Here is a 14,708-nt window from a genome sequence, read left to right on the forward strand (position 1 = left end):
ATGGCAACACTAACCACCACCCAAACATCACCTTCGCTGCTTGGCGGCGTGGTGATCATCGGCGGCACCATTATTGGCGCGGGGATGTTTTCTCTGCCTGTGGTCATGTCCGGGGCGTGGTTCTTCTGGTCAATGGCGGCACTGATCTTCACCTGGTTCTGCATGCTGCACTCCGGGCTGATGATCCTCGAAGCTAACCTCAATTACCGCATTGGCTCGAGCTTCGACACCATCACCAAAGATCTGCTGGGCAAAGGCTGGAACGTTGTGAACGGCATCTCGATCGCCTTCGTTCTCTATATCCTGACCTACGCGTATATCTCGGCGAGTGGTTCGATTCTGCACCACACTTTCTCTGAGATGTCGCTGAACGTTCCGGCGCGTGCGGCAGGTTTTGGCTTTGCTCTGCTGGTAGCATTTGTGGTGTGGTTAAGCACCAAAGCGGTCAGTCGCATGACGGCGATTGTGCTGGGTGCGAAGGTGATTACCTTTTTCCTGACTTTCGGTAGCCTGTTAGGGCACGTCACGCCGACCACGTTGTTTAACGTGGCAGAGAGCAATGCTTCATATACGCCGTATCTGTTGATGACGCTGCCGTTTTGTCTGGCGTCGTTCGGCTACCACGGTAACGTCCCGAGCCTGATGAAGTACTACGGTAAAGATCCGAAGACCATCGTTAAGTGCCTGGTCTACGGTACGCTGCTGGCGCTGGTGCTGTATACCGTATGGTTGCTGGGGACGATGGGCAATATCCCACGCCCAGAGTTTATCGGTATTGCACAGCAGGGCGGTAATATTGATGTGCTGGTCCAGGCGTTGAGCGGCGTGCTGAACAGTCGTAGTTTGGATCTGCTGTTGGTGGTGTTCTCCAACTTTGCCGTGGCGAGTTCGTTCCTCGGAGTGACGCTGGGTCTGTTCGACTATCTGGCAGATCTGTTCAAATTTGATGACTCTGGTATAGGACGTTTTAAAACCGCGCTGCTGACCTTCCTGCCGCCGATTGTCGGTGGGCTGCTGTGGCCGAACGGCTTCCTGTACGCCATTGGTTATGCAGGACTCGCAGCAACCATCTGGGCCGCAATTGTCCCGGCGTTGCTGGCACGTAAATCCCGTGAGCGTTTCGGTAGCCCGAAATTCCGCGTCTGGGGCGGCAAGCCGATGATTGCGCTGATTCTGGTATTCGGTATCGGTAACGCAGTTATCCACATTCTGTCGAGCTTTAATCTGTTGCCTGTGTACCAGTAATGTTGTTGTGCCGGATGGCGGCTGCGCCTTATCCGGCCTACTTATCCTGTAGGCCCGGTAAGCGAAGCGCCACCGGGCAAAACAACGCACTACCCCAACAATTCCTGCTTCACATCCATCGCCAAATCAAACGAATGCAGCCGTGCCTGATGATCAAAAATCTGGCCGTTAACCATAATTTCATCGGCCTGGGTTTCACGCAAAATCGCCTCGAGACCGTGCCGCACTTTCGCCTTATCACCGACCAGCGACATACTCAGCGCCTGCTGAACGCCGTACTGTTCAGAAGCAGACCACAGTTGATGCATATTCTCTACCGGCGGCGGTAACTGGCCGGTTTCGCCCCGGCGCAGTTTCACAAATGCCTGTTGCATTGAGGTGAAAAGAAACTCTGCATCGCGGTTACTGTCAGCGGCAATGATATTGATACACACCATTGCATACGGTTTTTCCAGGCGTGCTGAAGGCTTGAACTGTGTCCGGTACAAGTGCAGTGCCTGATACAGCATATCTGGTGCGAAATGCGAGGCGAAAGCAAATGGCAGGCCAAGCTGTGCTGCCAGCTGTGCGCTGTACAGGCTGGAACCTAATAACCAAACCGGGATTTGCTCGCCGTAGCCTGGAACCGGGCGAACGTGAGGATTAGGATCGCGGGCGTCAAACCAGTCCACCAGTTCTGCTACATCACGTGGGAAGTTGTCGACATCGCCGCTCATATGGCGACGCAAGGCGCGCATTGTGGGTTGATCGCTCCCTGGCGCGCGGCCAAGCCCGAGATCAATCCGCCCCGGATACAGTGTGTTTAGCGTGCCGAACTGCTCAGCGATCACCAGCGGGGAATGGTTGGGTAGCATCACGCCGCCAGAACCCAGATGTAGCGTGGTGGTATGGGCAGCCAGATAGCCAATCAGTACTGACGTTGCGGCGCTGGCGATACCGGCCATGTTGTGATGTTCTGCCAGCCAGTAGCGGCGGTAGCCGCGTTTTTCAGCGAGCAGTGCGAGATCGAGCGAATGGGAAAAGGCTTCTCGCGCGGAGGAACCCTGAGGGATCGGCGCCAGATCCAGCACCGAGAACGGAATAGTTTTGTCAGTCATAACGGCTCACTTTGTTACCGGTTAATCTTTTAATACTGCATTAAAGATTAGTGAATGTTGTTAACAAAGTGAGCTTTATGAGGCTGACGGCAAAAACAATCCCCGATGGCGCTGCGCTTATCGGACCTACGGGAGCGCTATTTGTCGGCCGGATAAGGCACTTTTGCCGCCATCCGGCTAGGCCTGCAGCTCCAGACCTGCCAGTCGCTTCCAGTAACCGTTGCAGTCGCTGTGGGCGGCAAGCGGTAGTGGGGCGTTGCCGTTTTCATTCGCGCGGAAAGCATCAAGCATCGCGATTGTTTCCGTCCCCAATGGTGATAGACGAACGATATCAACCAGCCCCTGCATCGATGTCAACTCGTTGCCGAGATTGTAGACATAGCCGCTCATGGTCTGGATCCCGTTGAGGACAAAGACCTGCTGATTTTCCTGCGACAGCACATCACGCCCGTTGGGGTATTTGATGCAGCAGGTTTCACATTCGTCTTTTGGTCGATCTTCGGAACGTGCGGTAAAGCAGCGGGCAGAGTACGCCAGCGGCAGATGCCCGTAGCTGAGGACTTCGGTTTCAAACTGATTGCGAATACCCAGTTCTTCGCACTGATTGAGCAGATTTACCAACCAGTCACGGGACAGTTCAACCGGCATACACCAGCGCACCATGCCCTGTTTAAGCAGCATACGCAGCGTGACCGCGTTGTAGCAGTTGAGCGCATGTCCTGCGACAAACGGTAGTTTGCGCTCGGCGCACATGTTAACCACACCGAGGTCGCTGGCTTCCACCAGGAAGTCGCCGTTTTCCACATAGCGCTTCAGTTCTCCCAGTTCAGAGGAGGCCTGCACCAGCGCCAGTGTAGAGAGCACCACCTGTTTGCCGCTGCCGGCGAGTGATTTCGCCATATCGATCCAGTCACCCACTTTCGTAGCACGGCGCTTGCTGCACACGGCTTCACCCAGATAGATAACGTCGGCCTGGCTGGTTGCGGCCTGCTGATAAAAATCTTCCAGCGTCTCTTTCGGCCAGTAGTAAAGCACGGGCCCTAAGGAATATTTCATTGCTTTTCTCACTGCCATTTACGGTGATACGCACCAAGCGTGGTCTGCGTGCCTTCGGACATGGAGCCCAGTGTTTCCATCCATTCAGGCTGCGGAACGAAGTTCTGCGGGGAGGCTTTGCAGCGGTCGATCGCCTGACGCCATACTTTTGCGACCTGGCTGACATAGGCCGGGCTACGTTGACGGCCCTCGATTTTGACCGACGCAATATTGGCGGCCAGTAAGTCGGGCAGCAGCTCCAGTGTGTTCAGACTGGTTGGCTCTTCCAGTGCATGGTAGCGTTCACCATCGACCAGATAGCGGCCTTTACACAGCGTTGGGTAACCTGCGTTTTCGCCGTCCTGATAGCGGTCGATCAGTACTTCGTTTAAGCGTGACTCCAGTCCCTGCGGGGTCTGCTGCCAGCGCACAAAGCGAGCAGGGGAGCAGGCGCCCACGGTGTTTGGCGATTCCCCTGTCAGATAAGAAGATAAGTAACAACGACCTTCCGCCATAATGCACAGACTACCGAAGGCAAATACCTCTAACGGAACTGGGGTGACGCGGGCTAATTGCTTCACCTGATGAATCGACAGCACGCGTGGTAGTACGACCCGCGCAACGTCAAAGTTGCGATGGTAGAAATTAATTGCCTCTTCGTTAGTCGCAGATGCCTGAACGGAGACATGGCGCTCAATATGGGGATAGCGCTCTGCGGCATACTCAAGCATGGCGAGATCGGCGAGGATCAGGGCATCCGCACCCAGTTGTGCCGCCATATCCACGGCACGTTGCCAGCGTACGTACCCATCTGGATGGGCAAAAGTGTTAATCGCAATGTGCAGCTTACGGCGATGTTGATGAACGAAACTCACCGCTTCCTGCAATTTTTTCTCGGTAAAATTAAGGCCGGCGAAATGACGGGCGTTGGTATCATCTTTCAGCCCGATGTAGACAGCATCAGCGCCGTTCTCGATGGCCGCCTTAAGCGCCGGGAGATTTCCGGCAGGGCAGAGCAGCTCCATAATTTATCCTGAAAGTTGCGCCTGAGGACGCAAAAATGTTAACGAAGAGGGATTTTAGTTAACCTTGCTGAGACAATTTTTGATTTGAGGCAGTTAAAGTCGTATTGGTGACACCAATAAAGAGGTAACAATTTCGCATCGAATTGTTGATTTATGCCGCTATGTCGTTTATTTGATATGGCAAAATAGCAGGACTATTGAAACAGGGAGTAAAGCTCGTGTTGGATAAACTGCGTTCACGCTTAGTACATTTAGGTCCTTCTCTGATGAGTGTACCGGTTAAACTGACGCCCTTTGCGCTGAAGCGCCAGGTTCTGGAACAGGTCCTGAGCTGGCAGTTTAGTCAGGCGCTGGCCGATGGGGAGCTGGAGTTTCTCAACGGCCGCTGGCTGAGCATTCATGTGCGCGATATTGGTCTCAGATGGTATACCTCAGTAGAGAACGACAAGCTTATCGTCAGTGAGAGCGCAGATGCTGATGTGAGTTTTAGCGCCGATGCCAGCGATCTCCTGATGATCGTGGCGCGTAAGCAGGATCCAGATACGCTTTTCTTCCAGCGTCGCCTGGTGATCGAAGGCGATACAGAATTAGGGCTGTATGTTAAAAATCTGATGGACGCCATCGAACTGGAGCAGATGCCGAAAGCGTTACGTGTCATGCTGCTGCAGTTGGCGGATTTTGTTGAGGCGGGTATGAAAACGTCGCCAGAAACCAAACAGACCTCGGTAGGTGAAGCATGCTGATTCGAGTTGAAATTCCCATTGATGCCCCAGGTATTGATGCGCTGCTGCGTCGTTCATTTGAAAGCGATGCGGAAGCGAAGTTAGTGCACGACCTGCGCGAAGACGGCTTCTTAACGTTGGGTCTGGTTGCTACCGATGATGAAGGTCAGGTAGTGGGCTACGTCGCATTCAGCCCTGTTGATGTGCAGGGTGAAGATCTGCAGTGGGTCGGCATGGCACCGTTAGCGGTAGATGAAAATTACCGTGGGCAAGGCCTGGCGCGTCAGTTGGTTTATGAAGGGCTGGATTCTCTTAACGAGTTTGGCTACGCCGCGGTGGTCACCCTGGGCGATCCGGCATTGTACAGTCGCCTGGGCTTCGAACTGGCGGCCCATCATGACCTGCGCTGCCGCTGGCCGGGTACAGAAAGTGCATTCCAGGTGCATCGCCTGGCGGAAGATGCGCTGGAGGGCGTATCTGGCCTGGTGGAATATCACGACCATTTCAATCGCTTTTAAGTGTCGGGGGTTTGCAGACTGCTCAGCAGAGTCTCAAACCCTTCACCTTCCACAAGGCGCTCTTTCTGGCGTTTTGTAAGCTGCTTGACCCGATACTCTATGCGCAGGGCCAGCGAGCGATCGCCGACTTGCGCCGCAAATGCCAGAGTGAGCTCTCCCTTCCCGCGTAGCGCTTTCGCACCTTTTCCGCTCTGATGCTGCTGATAGCGGCGTTGTACATCGGTGGTTATTCCGGTGTACAGAGCATTGTCTGCGGTACGGATCAGATACAGATACCAGGGTGTCATTGTTACCATCGACATGATAATTTTCAGTCCTACAGTATAAAAGAGAACAGAAATGGAAACACTGACTGCGGTGACTCGTTGGTTGGCAAAGCAGCACGTTGTGACCTGGTGTGTACACCATGACGGTGAATTGTGGTGCGCCAATGCGTTTTATCTGTTTGATGCGCAAAAGGTTGCGTTCTATGTGCTCACCGAAGAGAAGACCCGCCATGCACAGATGTCTGGCCCGCGTGCGTGCGTCGCCGGAACGGTAAACGGTCAGCCTAAAACGGTCGCGTTGATTCGCGGCGTTCAGTTTAAAGGGGAAATCCGCCGCCTGGAGGGAGAAGAGAGCGAAGCTGCGCGTAAAGCGTATAACCATCGTTTCCCTGTCGCCAGGATGCTGTCGGCGCCCGTGTGGGAGATTCGGCTGGATGAAATCAAGTTCACTGACAATACGCTGGGCTTTGGCAAGAAGATGCTCTGGCTGCGTGATCTATAGTTAGAAGATCGATTGAGGATGCGGGGATGGAAAAGCAATGAGCCAGGTGTTAATAACAGGTGCCACAGGGCTGGTGGGCGGAAATTTGCTGCGGATGTTGCTGAATGAACCCCGAATCCACGCTATCACCGCACCGACACGACGACCATTGGCAGATACGGTCGGGGTCTATAATCCTCACGATCCACAGTTAAGCGATGCGCTGGCGCAAGTTTCTGACCCGGTCGATATTGTGTTTTGCTGCCTGGGTACGACCCGACGTGAAGCGGGTAGCAAAGAGGCGTTTATCCACGCGGATTATACGCTGGTGGTGGACACCGCTCTGACGGGCCGCCGGCTTGGTGCCCAGCATATGCTGGTGGTGAGTTCGATGGGAGCCAATGCACATTCGCCATTTTTTTATAACCGGGTGAAAGGGGAAATGGAGCAGGCGCTGATCGCTCAGAAATGGCCACGGCTAACGATTGTCCGGCCTTCGATGTTGCTGGGGGAACGGGAGAAGCAACGCGCAAATGAAATGTTTTTGGCACCGTTGTTCCGGTTGCTGCCAGGAAACTGGAAATCGATTAAGGCACGTGATGTCGCGCAAGCCATGCTGATGGAGGCGCTGGCACCTGAACATGAAGGGGTTTCGATCCTGACCTCTTCCGAGCTACGCGAAAGGGCGAAATAACATGCCGGATGTCGGCTGAGCTTATCCGACCTACAAACGATTACGTCCTGTAGGCCGGATAAGACGCCTGTGCGTCGCTATCCGGCATCTGTATTACTTAATAAAGGTAAAGGCGGTAGTGACGCGTTTCACGCCGCTTACCCGGCTGGCGATATCCGCCGCAGCCTTCGCTTCGCGTTCAGTGACCAGGCCCAGCAGGAATACTTCCCCATTTTCGGTCGTCACTTTCACGTTGGAGGATTTCACCTGATCGCTGGTCAGGAGCTGAGAGCGCACTTTGGTGGTGATCCAGGTATCGTTGGACGCATCGCCCAGGCCGATAGGTTGGCCCTGACGGATCTCATTAAAGACCTCCGTTGTGCCCTCTACACCCATCGCAATTTGTTTTGCTCGTGCAGAAAGTTCGCTATTCGGCGACTGGCCGACCAGCAGGACTTTACCCTGATATGCGCTCACGTTGATGCGTGCTTCTTTCTTTATCTGGGCATCTTTCGACAACGCCGTATTGACGCGTAATTCCAGGGTCCCATCATCTACCTGGGTGCCGACACTGCGAGGATCCGTTGCTGCTTTCGTCCCAACAGCTGCTGTTCCGACAACGGCGGCAGCTACACAGCCTTGCAACAGCAACGCTGAGAGAACGACGGCGAGCGGCGAAAATGCCTTCATGTGTACTCCTTAATCATCCTGGTGAGGGAAAAGCGTGTTATCAATGAGATCGCAAAGGCAATTGACCGTCAGCATATGCATTTCCTGAACGCGGGCGCTGTGGTGTGAAGGGATGCGGATTTCAACGTCCTGTGGCCCCAACAATCCGGCCAGTTCCCCTCCGTCATAACCGGTCAACGCAACGATCGTCATGTCGCGTGTAACGGCTGCTTCAACGGCTTTTACGATATCGCGGCTATTACCACGCGTAGAAATTGCCAACAGAACATCACCTGCATGTCCCAGCGCACGGACTTGTTTTGCATAAACTTCGTCGTGCAGGCGATCGTTGGCAATCGCAGTTAAGACCACATTATCAGTATTTAGTGCAATCGCAGGTAAACTGGGTCGCTCTGTTTCAAAACGGTTGATCATGCTGGCAGCAAAATGCTGTGCGTTGGCAGCGGACGTCCCATTACCACAACAGAGAATTTTGTTGCCATTGAGCAGGGACTGAACCAGCGTCATGGCTGCACGGGAGATCGCATCCGGGAGTGCTTCAGCCGCAGCTATCTGAGTTTGAATGCTTTCTGTAAAGCAGACTTTGATTCTGTCTAACACGCTAATCCTTAAGTACCAGGCACGTCAGGTTATTTTATTTGCCTGATGGGCAGGTTCTGATTCAACTATATGAGCGGTCGTTGAACGCGTTCTTAAACCACTCAACATCATTTCCGGTGAAGGCTAACACATCGAACCGGCAATCCACAGTATCAAAACTCCCATTGTGGCGCGCAAGCCACAAGCGGGCGGTCTGTAATAATTTGTGTTGTTTGCTCCGGGTCACACTCGCCGCCGCGCCGCCAAATTGGGTGGACCGCCGGTAGCGGACCTCGACAAAGACGGTGGTCCTGCCTTCACGCATTATCAGGTCGATTTCGCCGCCACGTTCACGTACGTTGGCGGCGATAAAACGCAGTCCTTTGCTTTCCAGCCAGTGACGCGCAGTCGTTTCCCACGTATCACCGGTCTGTTTGCTCGTTAACTGGCGGGGACGACCTGTCCTTGCTGGTATTTGAGCCATGATAACTTCCTGTTAATCACGCAATCCTGCGTTGCGGTCAACGCGCCGGTGTTGCCGTTAATTTCGAAGCCCTGCACCTGACGCATTTGCGAGAAATGATTAGCGAGCGACCAGGCATCAACTCCCATTGCATACATGCGCGCAAGCGAGTAGTCATTGCGTACTGCACTCAGCGCTTGCTGCATGAGCGGCTCGTTGCCGCCCGCCAGCATGGGAATTTCGCTGTACTGCAGACCTTCCATCTCCAGACGGAAATCAGGACCAGCGGTACCCTGCGCGCTGCGGGAGCTGGCGTATAGCGTCGCACCGCTCTGGCTGCCGTTACGCATGGCGATCATTGGTTTAATAAACGCAATTTCTTCCGGCGTTGCCAGAATATACACGGCATCAACACGACCGCTGCCGCCAGTGATTTGGGCATCGGTAGGTGCTGCCGGTATCGTCAGACCGCCAATCGTCACGCCAGGTTGCGCAGGTACAGAAGAGGCTACCGGGCTGCCCGTCAGGGAAATACCCGCGCCGCCGTTGACACCCATTTTAAGCTCAGCGGTCGACCCGAACTTCTGCTGCAGCACTACGCCGCCGCCCAGTTTTTGCCATTCCTGAGCAAAGGCATTAGCCACGCGATCGCCTAACGCGCTACGCGGGATTAACAGCAGTGGTGCTTGCTTGCCTTGTTCATGAATGTGGCGTGCGGCATCGCGCGCTTCATCTTCTGGTGATAGTGCGAAGTAGCAAACATTCGCCAGATTCTTCACCGACTCTGGCTGGTTTAGCGCCAGTACGTTGAGCGGTGTATTGCTTTTCATCAGCTCTTCGACATTGTTCTTCAACAGCGGGCCGACAACGATGCTGGCGCCATCCTGCTGTACCTGAGCCAGGATCTGATTCAGCGGCTGTGATGACGTGTCGTAGATTTTCAGCTCTGCGGACGGATTCGCCGGCGCGCTGGCGGTCGCTGGCTGTGCAGGCGCGGTTGGCTGCACAGCTGCAGCTTCTGGTTGTGCTGGCGTATCGTTGGTCAGATCGCTGACAGAAGCCTGAGCGGGACTGGCGACGCCGTCAGTCGTCTGTGGTTGTGCCGTTGTTGCATCAGCACCAGTGTTAGCTGCAGGTGCGGCGGCAACAGGTGCAGAGACCGGTTGAGTACCCATATTTTTTGCCGCTTCAAAGCCCTGCTGAATGGTTCGCCCAAAAACAGCGGCTTGGCCATTCAGAGGCAGTAGCAGGGCAATTTTGCTGGTGGAGGCGGGCTTAAAGCTCTGGACGTTGACGAGCTGCGTAGGCAACAGTTTCGCCCCAGGATTTTGCGGGTAACGTTTTTGCCAGTCGGCAATACCCGCTTTCATCATGTTTGGATCGTTACGGTTATCGAACCAGACACGCTGGAGATCCAGCCAGCCTTGTAGAACGTTTTCATCAGCGTTGATGACCAGCGTTTGCGCTTGTTCTGGCGTCATTGACGACAGGGCCTGCCAGGTTGCATCAATATTTTTCTGCTTATCGTTGGCGGCCAACAGCGGTTCCTGCGCGATCAGCGCGCGTAGCAGCGTGAGCGACGGGCGTCCCTGGTTGGCGTCAATTTGCGCCTGCCAGTAACGTGCTTGCTGGTTTTGCGAGAAATCGGCTGGTTTTAACTGGCCCAGTAGAGCCTGTGCGCCAGCGATATCTTTCTGCGCAAGTTTGATTTCAACAGCCAGCAGTGACTGTTCAAGACGTTGGGTATCGTTCAGTTGCTGCGGCAACTGGTTGAACAATTCGACCGCCTGCTGGCTCTTGCCTTCTTTCAGCAGTGCACGAATGGCGAGTAATTGCCAGTTGGTCTTGCTATCATCTGAGCTTTGCTGCATTTGCTGCAGATAAAAGCCGGAATCAGCTTGTGCTGTGCCCTGCATATGGGCAGCACTCTGGTCTGGCGCCTGGGTGCCACAGCCTGCGAAAATCAATGCTGCCAGAATGACAGGCAGCGCGCGTGCAGCTTTCAAACGAGAAAATGTTGAGGGTACCATACTGTATCCAGTGATATTTTTTACGCAATGCTCAATATTAAATCGGCAATACGGACGACACAATGAAACAACACGAATCGGCGGATAATTCTCAAGGCCAACTCTTTATTGTACCTACTCCTATCGGAAATTTGGCTGATATTACCCAACGAGCGCTCGAAGTTTTACAAGCCGTTGATTTAATTGCCGCTGAAGATACCCGCCATACAGGATTGTTGTTGCAACACTTCGCGATAAACGCCCGTTTGTTTGCGTTGCATGACCATAATGAGCAGCAAAAAGCCGAAACGCTGGTATTGAAACTGAAAGAAGGGCAAAACATTGCGCTGGTTTCCGATGCCGGAACACCGTTGATTAACGATCCTGGTTATCACCTGGTGCGCACCTGTCGCGAAGCGGGGATCCGCGTGGTACCTCTGCCAGGCCCTTGTGCGGCGATTGCCGCGTTGAGTGCTGCAGGTTTGCCATCAGATCGTTTTTGCTATGAGGGTTTCCTGCCAGCCAAATCTAAAGGGCGTCGTGATGCGATGAAAGCCATCGAAGCAGAACCACGTACGCTTATTTTTTATGAATCCACTCACCGCTTGCTGGACAGCCTGGAAGATATGGTAGCGGTCTGGGGCGAATCTCGTTATGTCGTGCTGGCGCGTGAACTGACCAAAACCTGGGAAACCATTCATGGTGCGCCAGTGGGTGAGTTGCTGGCGTGGGTCAAAGAAGACGAAAATCGCCGTAAAGGTGAAATGGTGTTGATTGTCGAAGGGCATAAAGCACAAGAAGACGACCTTCCGGCTGATGCGCTGCGTACGCTGGCCTTATTACAGGCAGAATTGCCGCTGAAAAAGGCTGCTGCGCTGGCCGCAGAAATCCACGGCGTGAAAAAGAATGCGCTGTATAAGTATGCGCTGGACCAGCAGGGAGAGTAAAAGTGGGTGGATATCAGCCTCCATTCGTTGTCACTCCATTGATACTCAATCAGGTGATTGAGATCGGTGAGCTTATGGGGCATTGGGCGGCGATGGCGGGTAGAACATCTCCTCTTTTACGCAAAGAGAATCGCATTCGTACAATCCAGGCTTCTTTGGCTATTGAACATAATTCGCTGACGACAGAGCAGGTCACCGCTCTGATGGAAGGTAAGCGAATTCTGGCGCCAGCTAAAGATATACAGGAAGTCAGAAATGCCATTCTGGCCTATGAAAAAATGTCGGAGTGGAAAAGTGAACGGTTATCCGATCTCCTTCAGGCCCATCAGGTCCTGATGTTAGGACTGGTCGACAATCCTGGCCAATTGCGTTCTGGGAATGTCGGTGTCTACAGGGAAAAACATCTTATCCATATGGTCCCTCCTGCCTCACAAGTTCCGCGCTTGGTTAATGACTTGTTGGGTTGGTTAAAAACGACAGAACATCACCCTCTTATTGCTGGGGCTGTTTTCCACTATGAATTTGAATTTATTCATCCTTTTTCTGATGGTAATGGGCGAATGGGGCGGTTGTGGCAAACATTAATTCTGCGGGAGTGGCGCGCCGAATTGGCTTGGCTGCCGGTAGAAACGCTGATCCATTACCAGCAGGATCGGTATTATCAGGTATTAGGGCAATGCGATCGGCAAAGTAGTTGTACGCCATTCATAGAATTTATTTTGGGAAATATCATCTCTGCTTTGAAAGAGGGATTAGGGCAAGCACCGACGATGTCGGAAGAAATGTCGGAATAAATGTCGGAATAAATGTCGCCTGATTTACTGGATATAGAAAAACGTATTCTACAAATCTTGTCGAATCAGCCGGGCAGATCTGCCAAAAGTATCGCTGATGAGTGTGAAATCTCATCCCGTACCGTAGAGCGCTATCTGAAAGCGTTGCAGCAAAAAGGAAAGTTGCAACGCGTTGGCGCGAAGAAAGGCGGGATGTGGCGGGTAAAAAACTAAACGATCAGTAACTCAACGCCTGTTTTAGCGAGCGCTGATTTGTCCTGCTTGCTGATGCTATCGTCGGTTATCACGCAATTAATCTTCTCCATCGGCAGTACCTGATTAAAGCCACGGCGATTGAACTTTGTCGCGTCCAGCACAGCGATGACCTTATGTGCGGCAGCTGCCATGACGCTGCTAATGGAGTAGCCTTCGTTAAATGTCGTAATACCATTTGTGGCATCAATCCCATCGGCACCAACGAACATCAGGTCAGCACTGATCCCTTGTAGAGAACGTTCGGCGATGGTGCCATGCATCGAGTGGGTTTTATGGCGTACTGTTCCACCGCAGACGACCAGCGTAATGTCTTTGTTTTCCGACAACGTGAATGCGGCGGGTAGGCTATTGGTAATAACGGTAATATTACTTTTTCGGTTTAACGCCTCCGCGATAAGCAAGGTGGTGCTTCCACTATCCAGAATGACGGTCATACCTTCTTCGACCATTGCGGTCGCGGCTTGGGCGATCCTTTTTTTCGGATCGCTGGCAAGTTGATACCGCTCTTCCAATATCACTTCCTGATTGTCGCCTTCAGCCAGGTGGCTTCCCGGTTTTGCCGCTCCGCCGTGAAAACGGGTGACAAGACCTTTCTCCTCTAATAACCGCAGGTCAGCGCGAATGGTCACTTCAGAAATACCAAAGGTATTCGAAAGGTCCATTACCAGTACGCTGCCTTGCGTATTAATCAGGTCGACAATTTTGTTCCTTCTCTCAAATGAGTTCATATTGATTTACCTGATAATTTAACTATCACTAGTTTAATCGAAGGATTGCGAAAGGTGAACGCTAAATTTCGAAAGGAAATGTGAGCCAGCGCAGGTTGCTGGCTCGTGAGGTCAGGCAAATTTGAGCAGAATTTTTCCCTGCATCGGTGCGCCATTGAGTGATGTTACCGCTTTGGCAAAACTGTCCGCGTCGCCGCTATGGGCAATTAACGGCTCCAGTTGCAAACGTTTTTCGGTCAGCAAGCGTGCAGCGGTTTCCCACTCCTCTCCTGGCCATGGGCTGGAGTAGTTCATCCAACTGCCGAGAATCGTTAATTCCTTACGCAGTATTTGGCCAAATACACTGGAAGTCAGCGTCAGGTCCTGGTGCAATGTACCCACTAACGCCACCTGTGCGCGAGGGCCTGCAATTTCTACAGACAGGGCTACGGTTTGTGGTGTTCCTGCTGTCTCCAGTACCAACTGATCGAACTGCATATCTGCCAGTGCGGAATAGATTTCCGCCGCACTCATCTCCCGGCTATTAAATACGTGAGTGGCTCCCAACTCTTTCGCTAACGTCAATTTTTGTGGGTTGATATCAATTGCCGTGACACTTTTTGCACCGAGTTCGCGGGCACATTGCATCGCCAGCAAACCGATAGTCCCTGCGCCAACGATAATCACGTTTTTACCTTCGCAGCCCTGAGCCAGGTGGAAGGCATGCAAACCGACGGTAATGGGTTCGATGAATGCCCCGTCATCAATCGGCATATCTGATGGCAGTCGGAACAGATTGGCGCGTTTTACGACCACATATTCCGCATTGCCCCCTTCGCTACGCGAACCGACAAACTGATATTGCTTACATAACGAAAAGTAACCACGTTCACACTGAGGGCAGTGGAAGCAGGGGAGTAGCGGCACACAGGCAACGGCGTCGCCAGGTTGCATATCAGTCACACCGGTGCCGTAGGATTCAACATAACCGCTAAATTCATGACCCAGCGTTATTGGGTAGTAATGCGCACCATGAGAAAAAATACGCGGGATATCAGAACCGCAAAGCCCTGAACTAACCACCCTGACCAATACATCGTTATCGGCTTGCAGTTGGGGCATGGGACGTTCTTCAACGCGTACGTCTCCCTCAGCGTGAATAACCACTGATTTCATAAGAGTCTCCAGAAATGTGAAGGGGA

Annotated in this window: 16 protein-coding genes and 1 pseudogene; 7 read left to right on the forward strand and 10 right to left on the reverse strand. The window is 53.0% G+C overall.

Features of this window, described 5'->3' with window-relative positions:
• On the forward strand, positions 1–1,245 hold the full coding sequence (gene mtr / locus QMN38_RS17680; RefSeq protein ID WP_271440737.1) for a tryptophan permease: 1,245 nt from the start codon (positions 1–3) through the stop codon (positions 1,243–1,245).
• Positions 1,246–1,334: 89 nt separating this feature from the next.
• Here mtr and QMN38_RS17685 read toward each other — a convergent pair whose 3' ends face one another.
• The 3 genes from QMN38_RS17685 to ubiU all read right to left on the reverse strand — a co-directional run bounded on the left by QMN38_RS17685 (position 1,335) and on the right by ubiU (position 4,402).
• Positions 1,335–2,342, reverse strand: coding sequence for a luciferase-like monooxygenase (locus tag QMN38_RS17685; protein WP_323605477.1), 1,008 nt, complete (start codon positions 2,340–2,342; stop codon positions 1,335–1,337).
• Positions 2,343–2,519: 177 nt separating this feature from the next.
• Positions 2,520–3,398, reverse strand: coding sequence for a U32 family peptidase (locus QMN38_RS17690; protein ID WP_271440735.1), 879 nt, complete (start codon positions 3,396–3,398; stop codon positions 2,520–2,522).
• An 8-nt stretch (positions 3,399–3,406) separates the two neighbouring features.
• On the reverse strand, positions 3,407–4,402 hold the full coding sequence (gene ubiU / locus QMN38_RS17695) for a ubiquinone anaerobic biosynthesis protein UbiU (protein WP_137382410.1): 996 nt from the start codon (positions 4,400–4,402) through the stop codon (positions 3,407–3,409).
• Between the two features lie 218 nt (positions 4,403–4,620).
• On the opposite strand from ubiU, the gene ubiT reads away from it, so the two are divergent.
• On the forward strand, positions 4,621–5,145 hold the full coding sequence (gene ubiT / locus QMN38_RS17700) for a ubiquinone anaerobic biosynthesis accessory factor UbiT (RefSeq protein WP_271440734.1): 525 nt from the start codon (positions 4,621–4,623) through the stop codon (positions 5,143–5,145).
• Complete coding sequence (locus QMN38_RS17705; protein WP_137382408.1) at positions 5,139–5,642, forward strand: GNAT family N-acetyltransferase; 504 nt, start codon at positions 5,139–5,141, stop codon at positions 5,640–5,642. The genes ubiT and QMN38_RS17705 overlap by 7 nt, the downstream gene beginning before the upstream one ends.
• On the opposite strand, the gene QMN38_RS17710 is transcribed toward QMN38_RS17705, so the two are convergent.
• Positions 5,639–5,944, reverse strand: coding sequence for a GIY-YIG nuclease family protein (locus QMN38_RS17710; RefSeq protein WP_271440733.1), 306 nt, complete (start codon positions 5,942–5,944; stop codon positions 5,639–5,641). The two genes, QMN38_RS17705 and QMN38_RS17710, sit on opposite strands and share 4 nt — an antisense overlap.
• A 37-nt stretch (positions 5,945–5,981) precedes the next feature.
• On the opposite strand from QMN38_RS17710, the gene QMN38_RS17715 reads away from it, so the two are divergent.
• Entirely contained in the window at positions 5,982–6,410 is a 429-nt protein-coding gene (locus QMN38_RS17715) for a YhbP family protein (protein ID WP_271440732.1), read from the forward strand.
• A 37-nt stretch (positions 6,411–6,447) separates the two neighbouring features.
• Positions 6,448–7,083 carry an NAD(P)H-binding protein gene (locus QMN38_RS17720; protein WP_323605479.1) on the forward strand — a complete coding sequence of 212 codons (636 nt, stop codon included), beginning with the start codon at positions 6,448–6,450 and terminating at the stop codon, positions 7,081–7,083.
• 93 nt (positions 7,084–7,176) lie between these two features.
• On the opposite strand, the gene dolP is transcribed toward QMN38_RS17720, so the two are convergent.
• The 4 genes from dolP to QMN38_RS17740 form a co-directional block, all read right to left on the reverse strand.
• A complete protein-coding gene (gene dolP, locus QMN38_RS17725; RefSeq protein ID WP_048213381.1) occupies positions 7,177–7,752 on the reverse strand; it encodes a division/outer membrane stress-associated lipid-binding lipoprotein in 576 nt (191 codons plus the stop codon).
• 9 nt (positions 7,753–7,761) lie between these two features.
• Positions 7,762–8,352 carry a DnaA initiator-associating protein DiaA gene (gene diaA / locus QMN38_RS17730; protein WP_003024948.1) on the reverse strand — a complete coding sequence of 197 codons (591 nt, stop codon included), beginning with the start codon at positions 8,350–8,352 and terminating at the stop codon, positions 7,762–7,764.
• Between the two features lie 61 nt (positions 8,353–8,413).
• Complete coding sequence (locus tag QMN38_RS17735) at positions 8,414–8,815, reverse strand: YraN family protein (protein ID WP_323605480.1); 402 nt, start codon at positions 8,813–8,815, stop codon at positions 8,414–8,416.
• A complete protein-coding gene (locus tag QMN38_RS17740; RefSeq protein ID WP_323605482.1) occupies positions 8,773–10,824 on the reverse strand; it encodes a penicillin-binding protein activator in 2,052 nt (683 codons plus the stop codon). The genes QMN38_RS17735 and QMN38_RS17740 overlap by 43 nt, the downstream gene beginning before the upstream one ends.
• A 62-nt stretch (positions 10,825–10,886) precedes the next feature.
• On the opposite strand from QMN38_RS17740, the gene rsmI reads away from it, so the two are divergent.
• Positions 10,887–11,750, forward strand: a complete 864-nt coding sequence (gene rsmI / locus QMN38_RS17745) for a 16S rRNA (cytidine(1402)-2'-O)-methyltransferase (RefSeq protein ID WP_202037656.1) — start codon at positions 10,887–10,889, stop codon at positions 11,748–11,750.
• Between the two features lie 2 nt (positions 11,751–11,752).
• Positions 11,753–12,757, forward strand: a pseudogene (locus QMN38_RS17750) (Fic family protein).
• Here the strand turns inward: QMN38_RS17750 and QMN38_RS17755 are convergent.
• Entirely contained in the window at positions 12,754–13,527 is a 774-nt protein-coding gene (locus QMN38_RS17755; protein ID WP_048213375.1) for a DeoR/GlpR family DNA-binding transcription regulator, read from the reverse strand. The pseudogene QMN38_RS17750 and the gene QMN38_RS17755 overlap by 4 nt on opposite strands.
• A 111-nt stretch (positions 13,528–13,638) precedes the next feature.
• Entirely contained in the window at positions 13,639–14,682 is a 1,044-nt protein-coding gene (gatD, locus tag QMN38_RS17760; RefSeq protein ID WP_271440726.1) for a galactitol-1-phosphate 5-dehydrogenase, read from the reverse strand.
• Positions 14,683–14,708: the final 26 nt, after the last annotated feature.

The organism is Citrobacter sp. R-1.5.2 (genome assembly GCF_035064245.1).
Lineage (GTDB): Bacteria > Pseudomonadota > Gammaproteobacteria > Enterobacterales > Enterobacteriaceae > Citrobacter.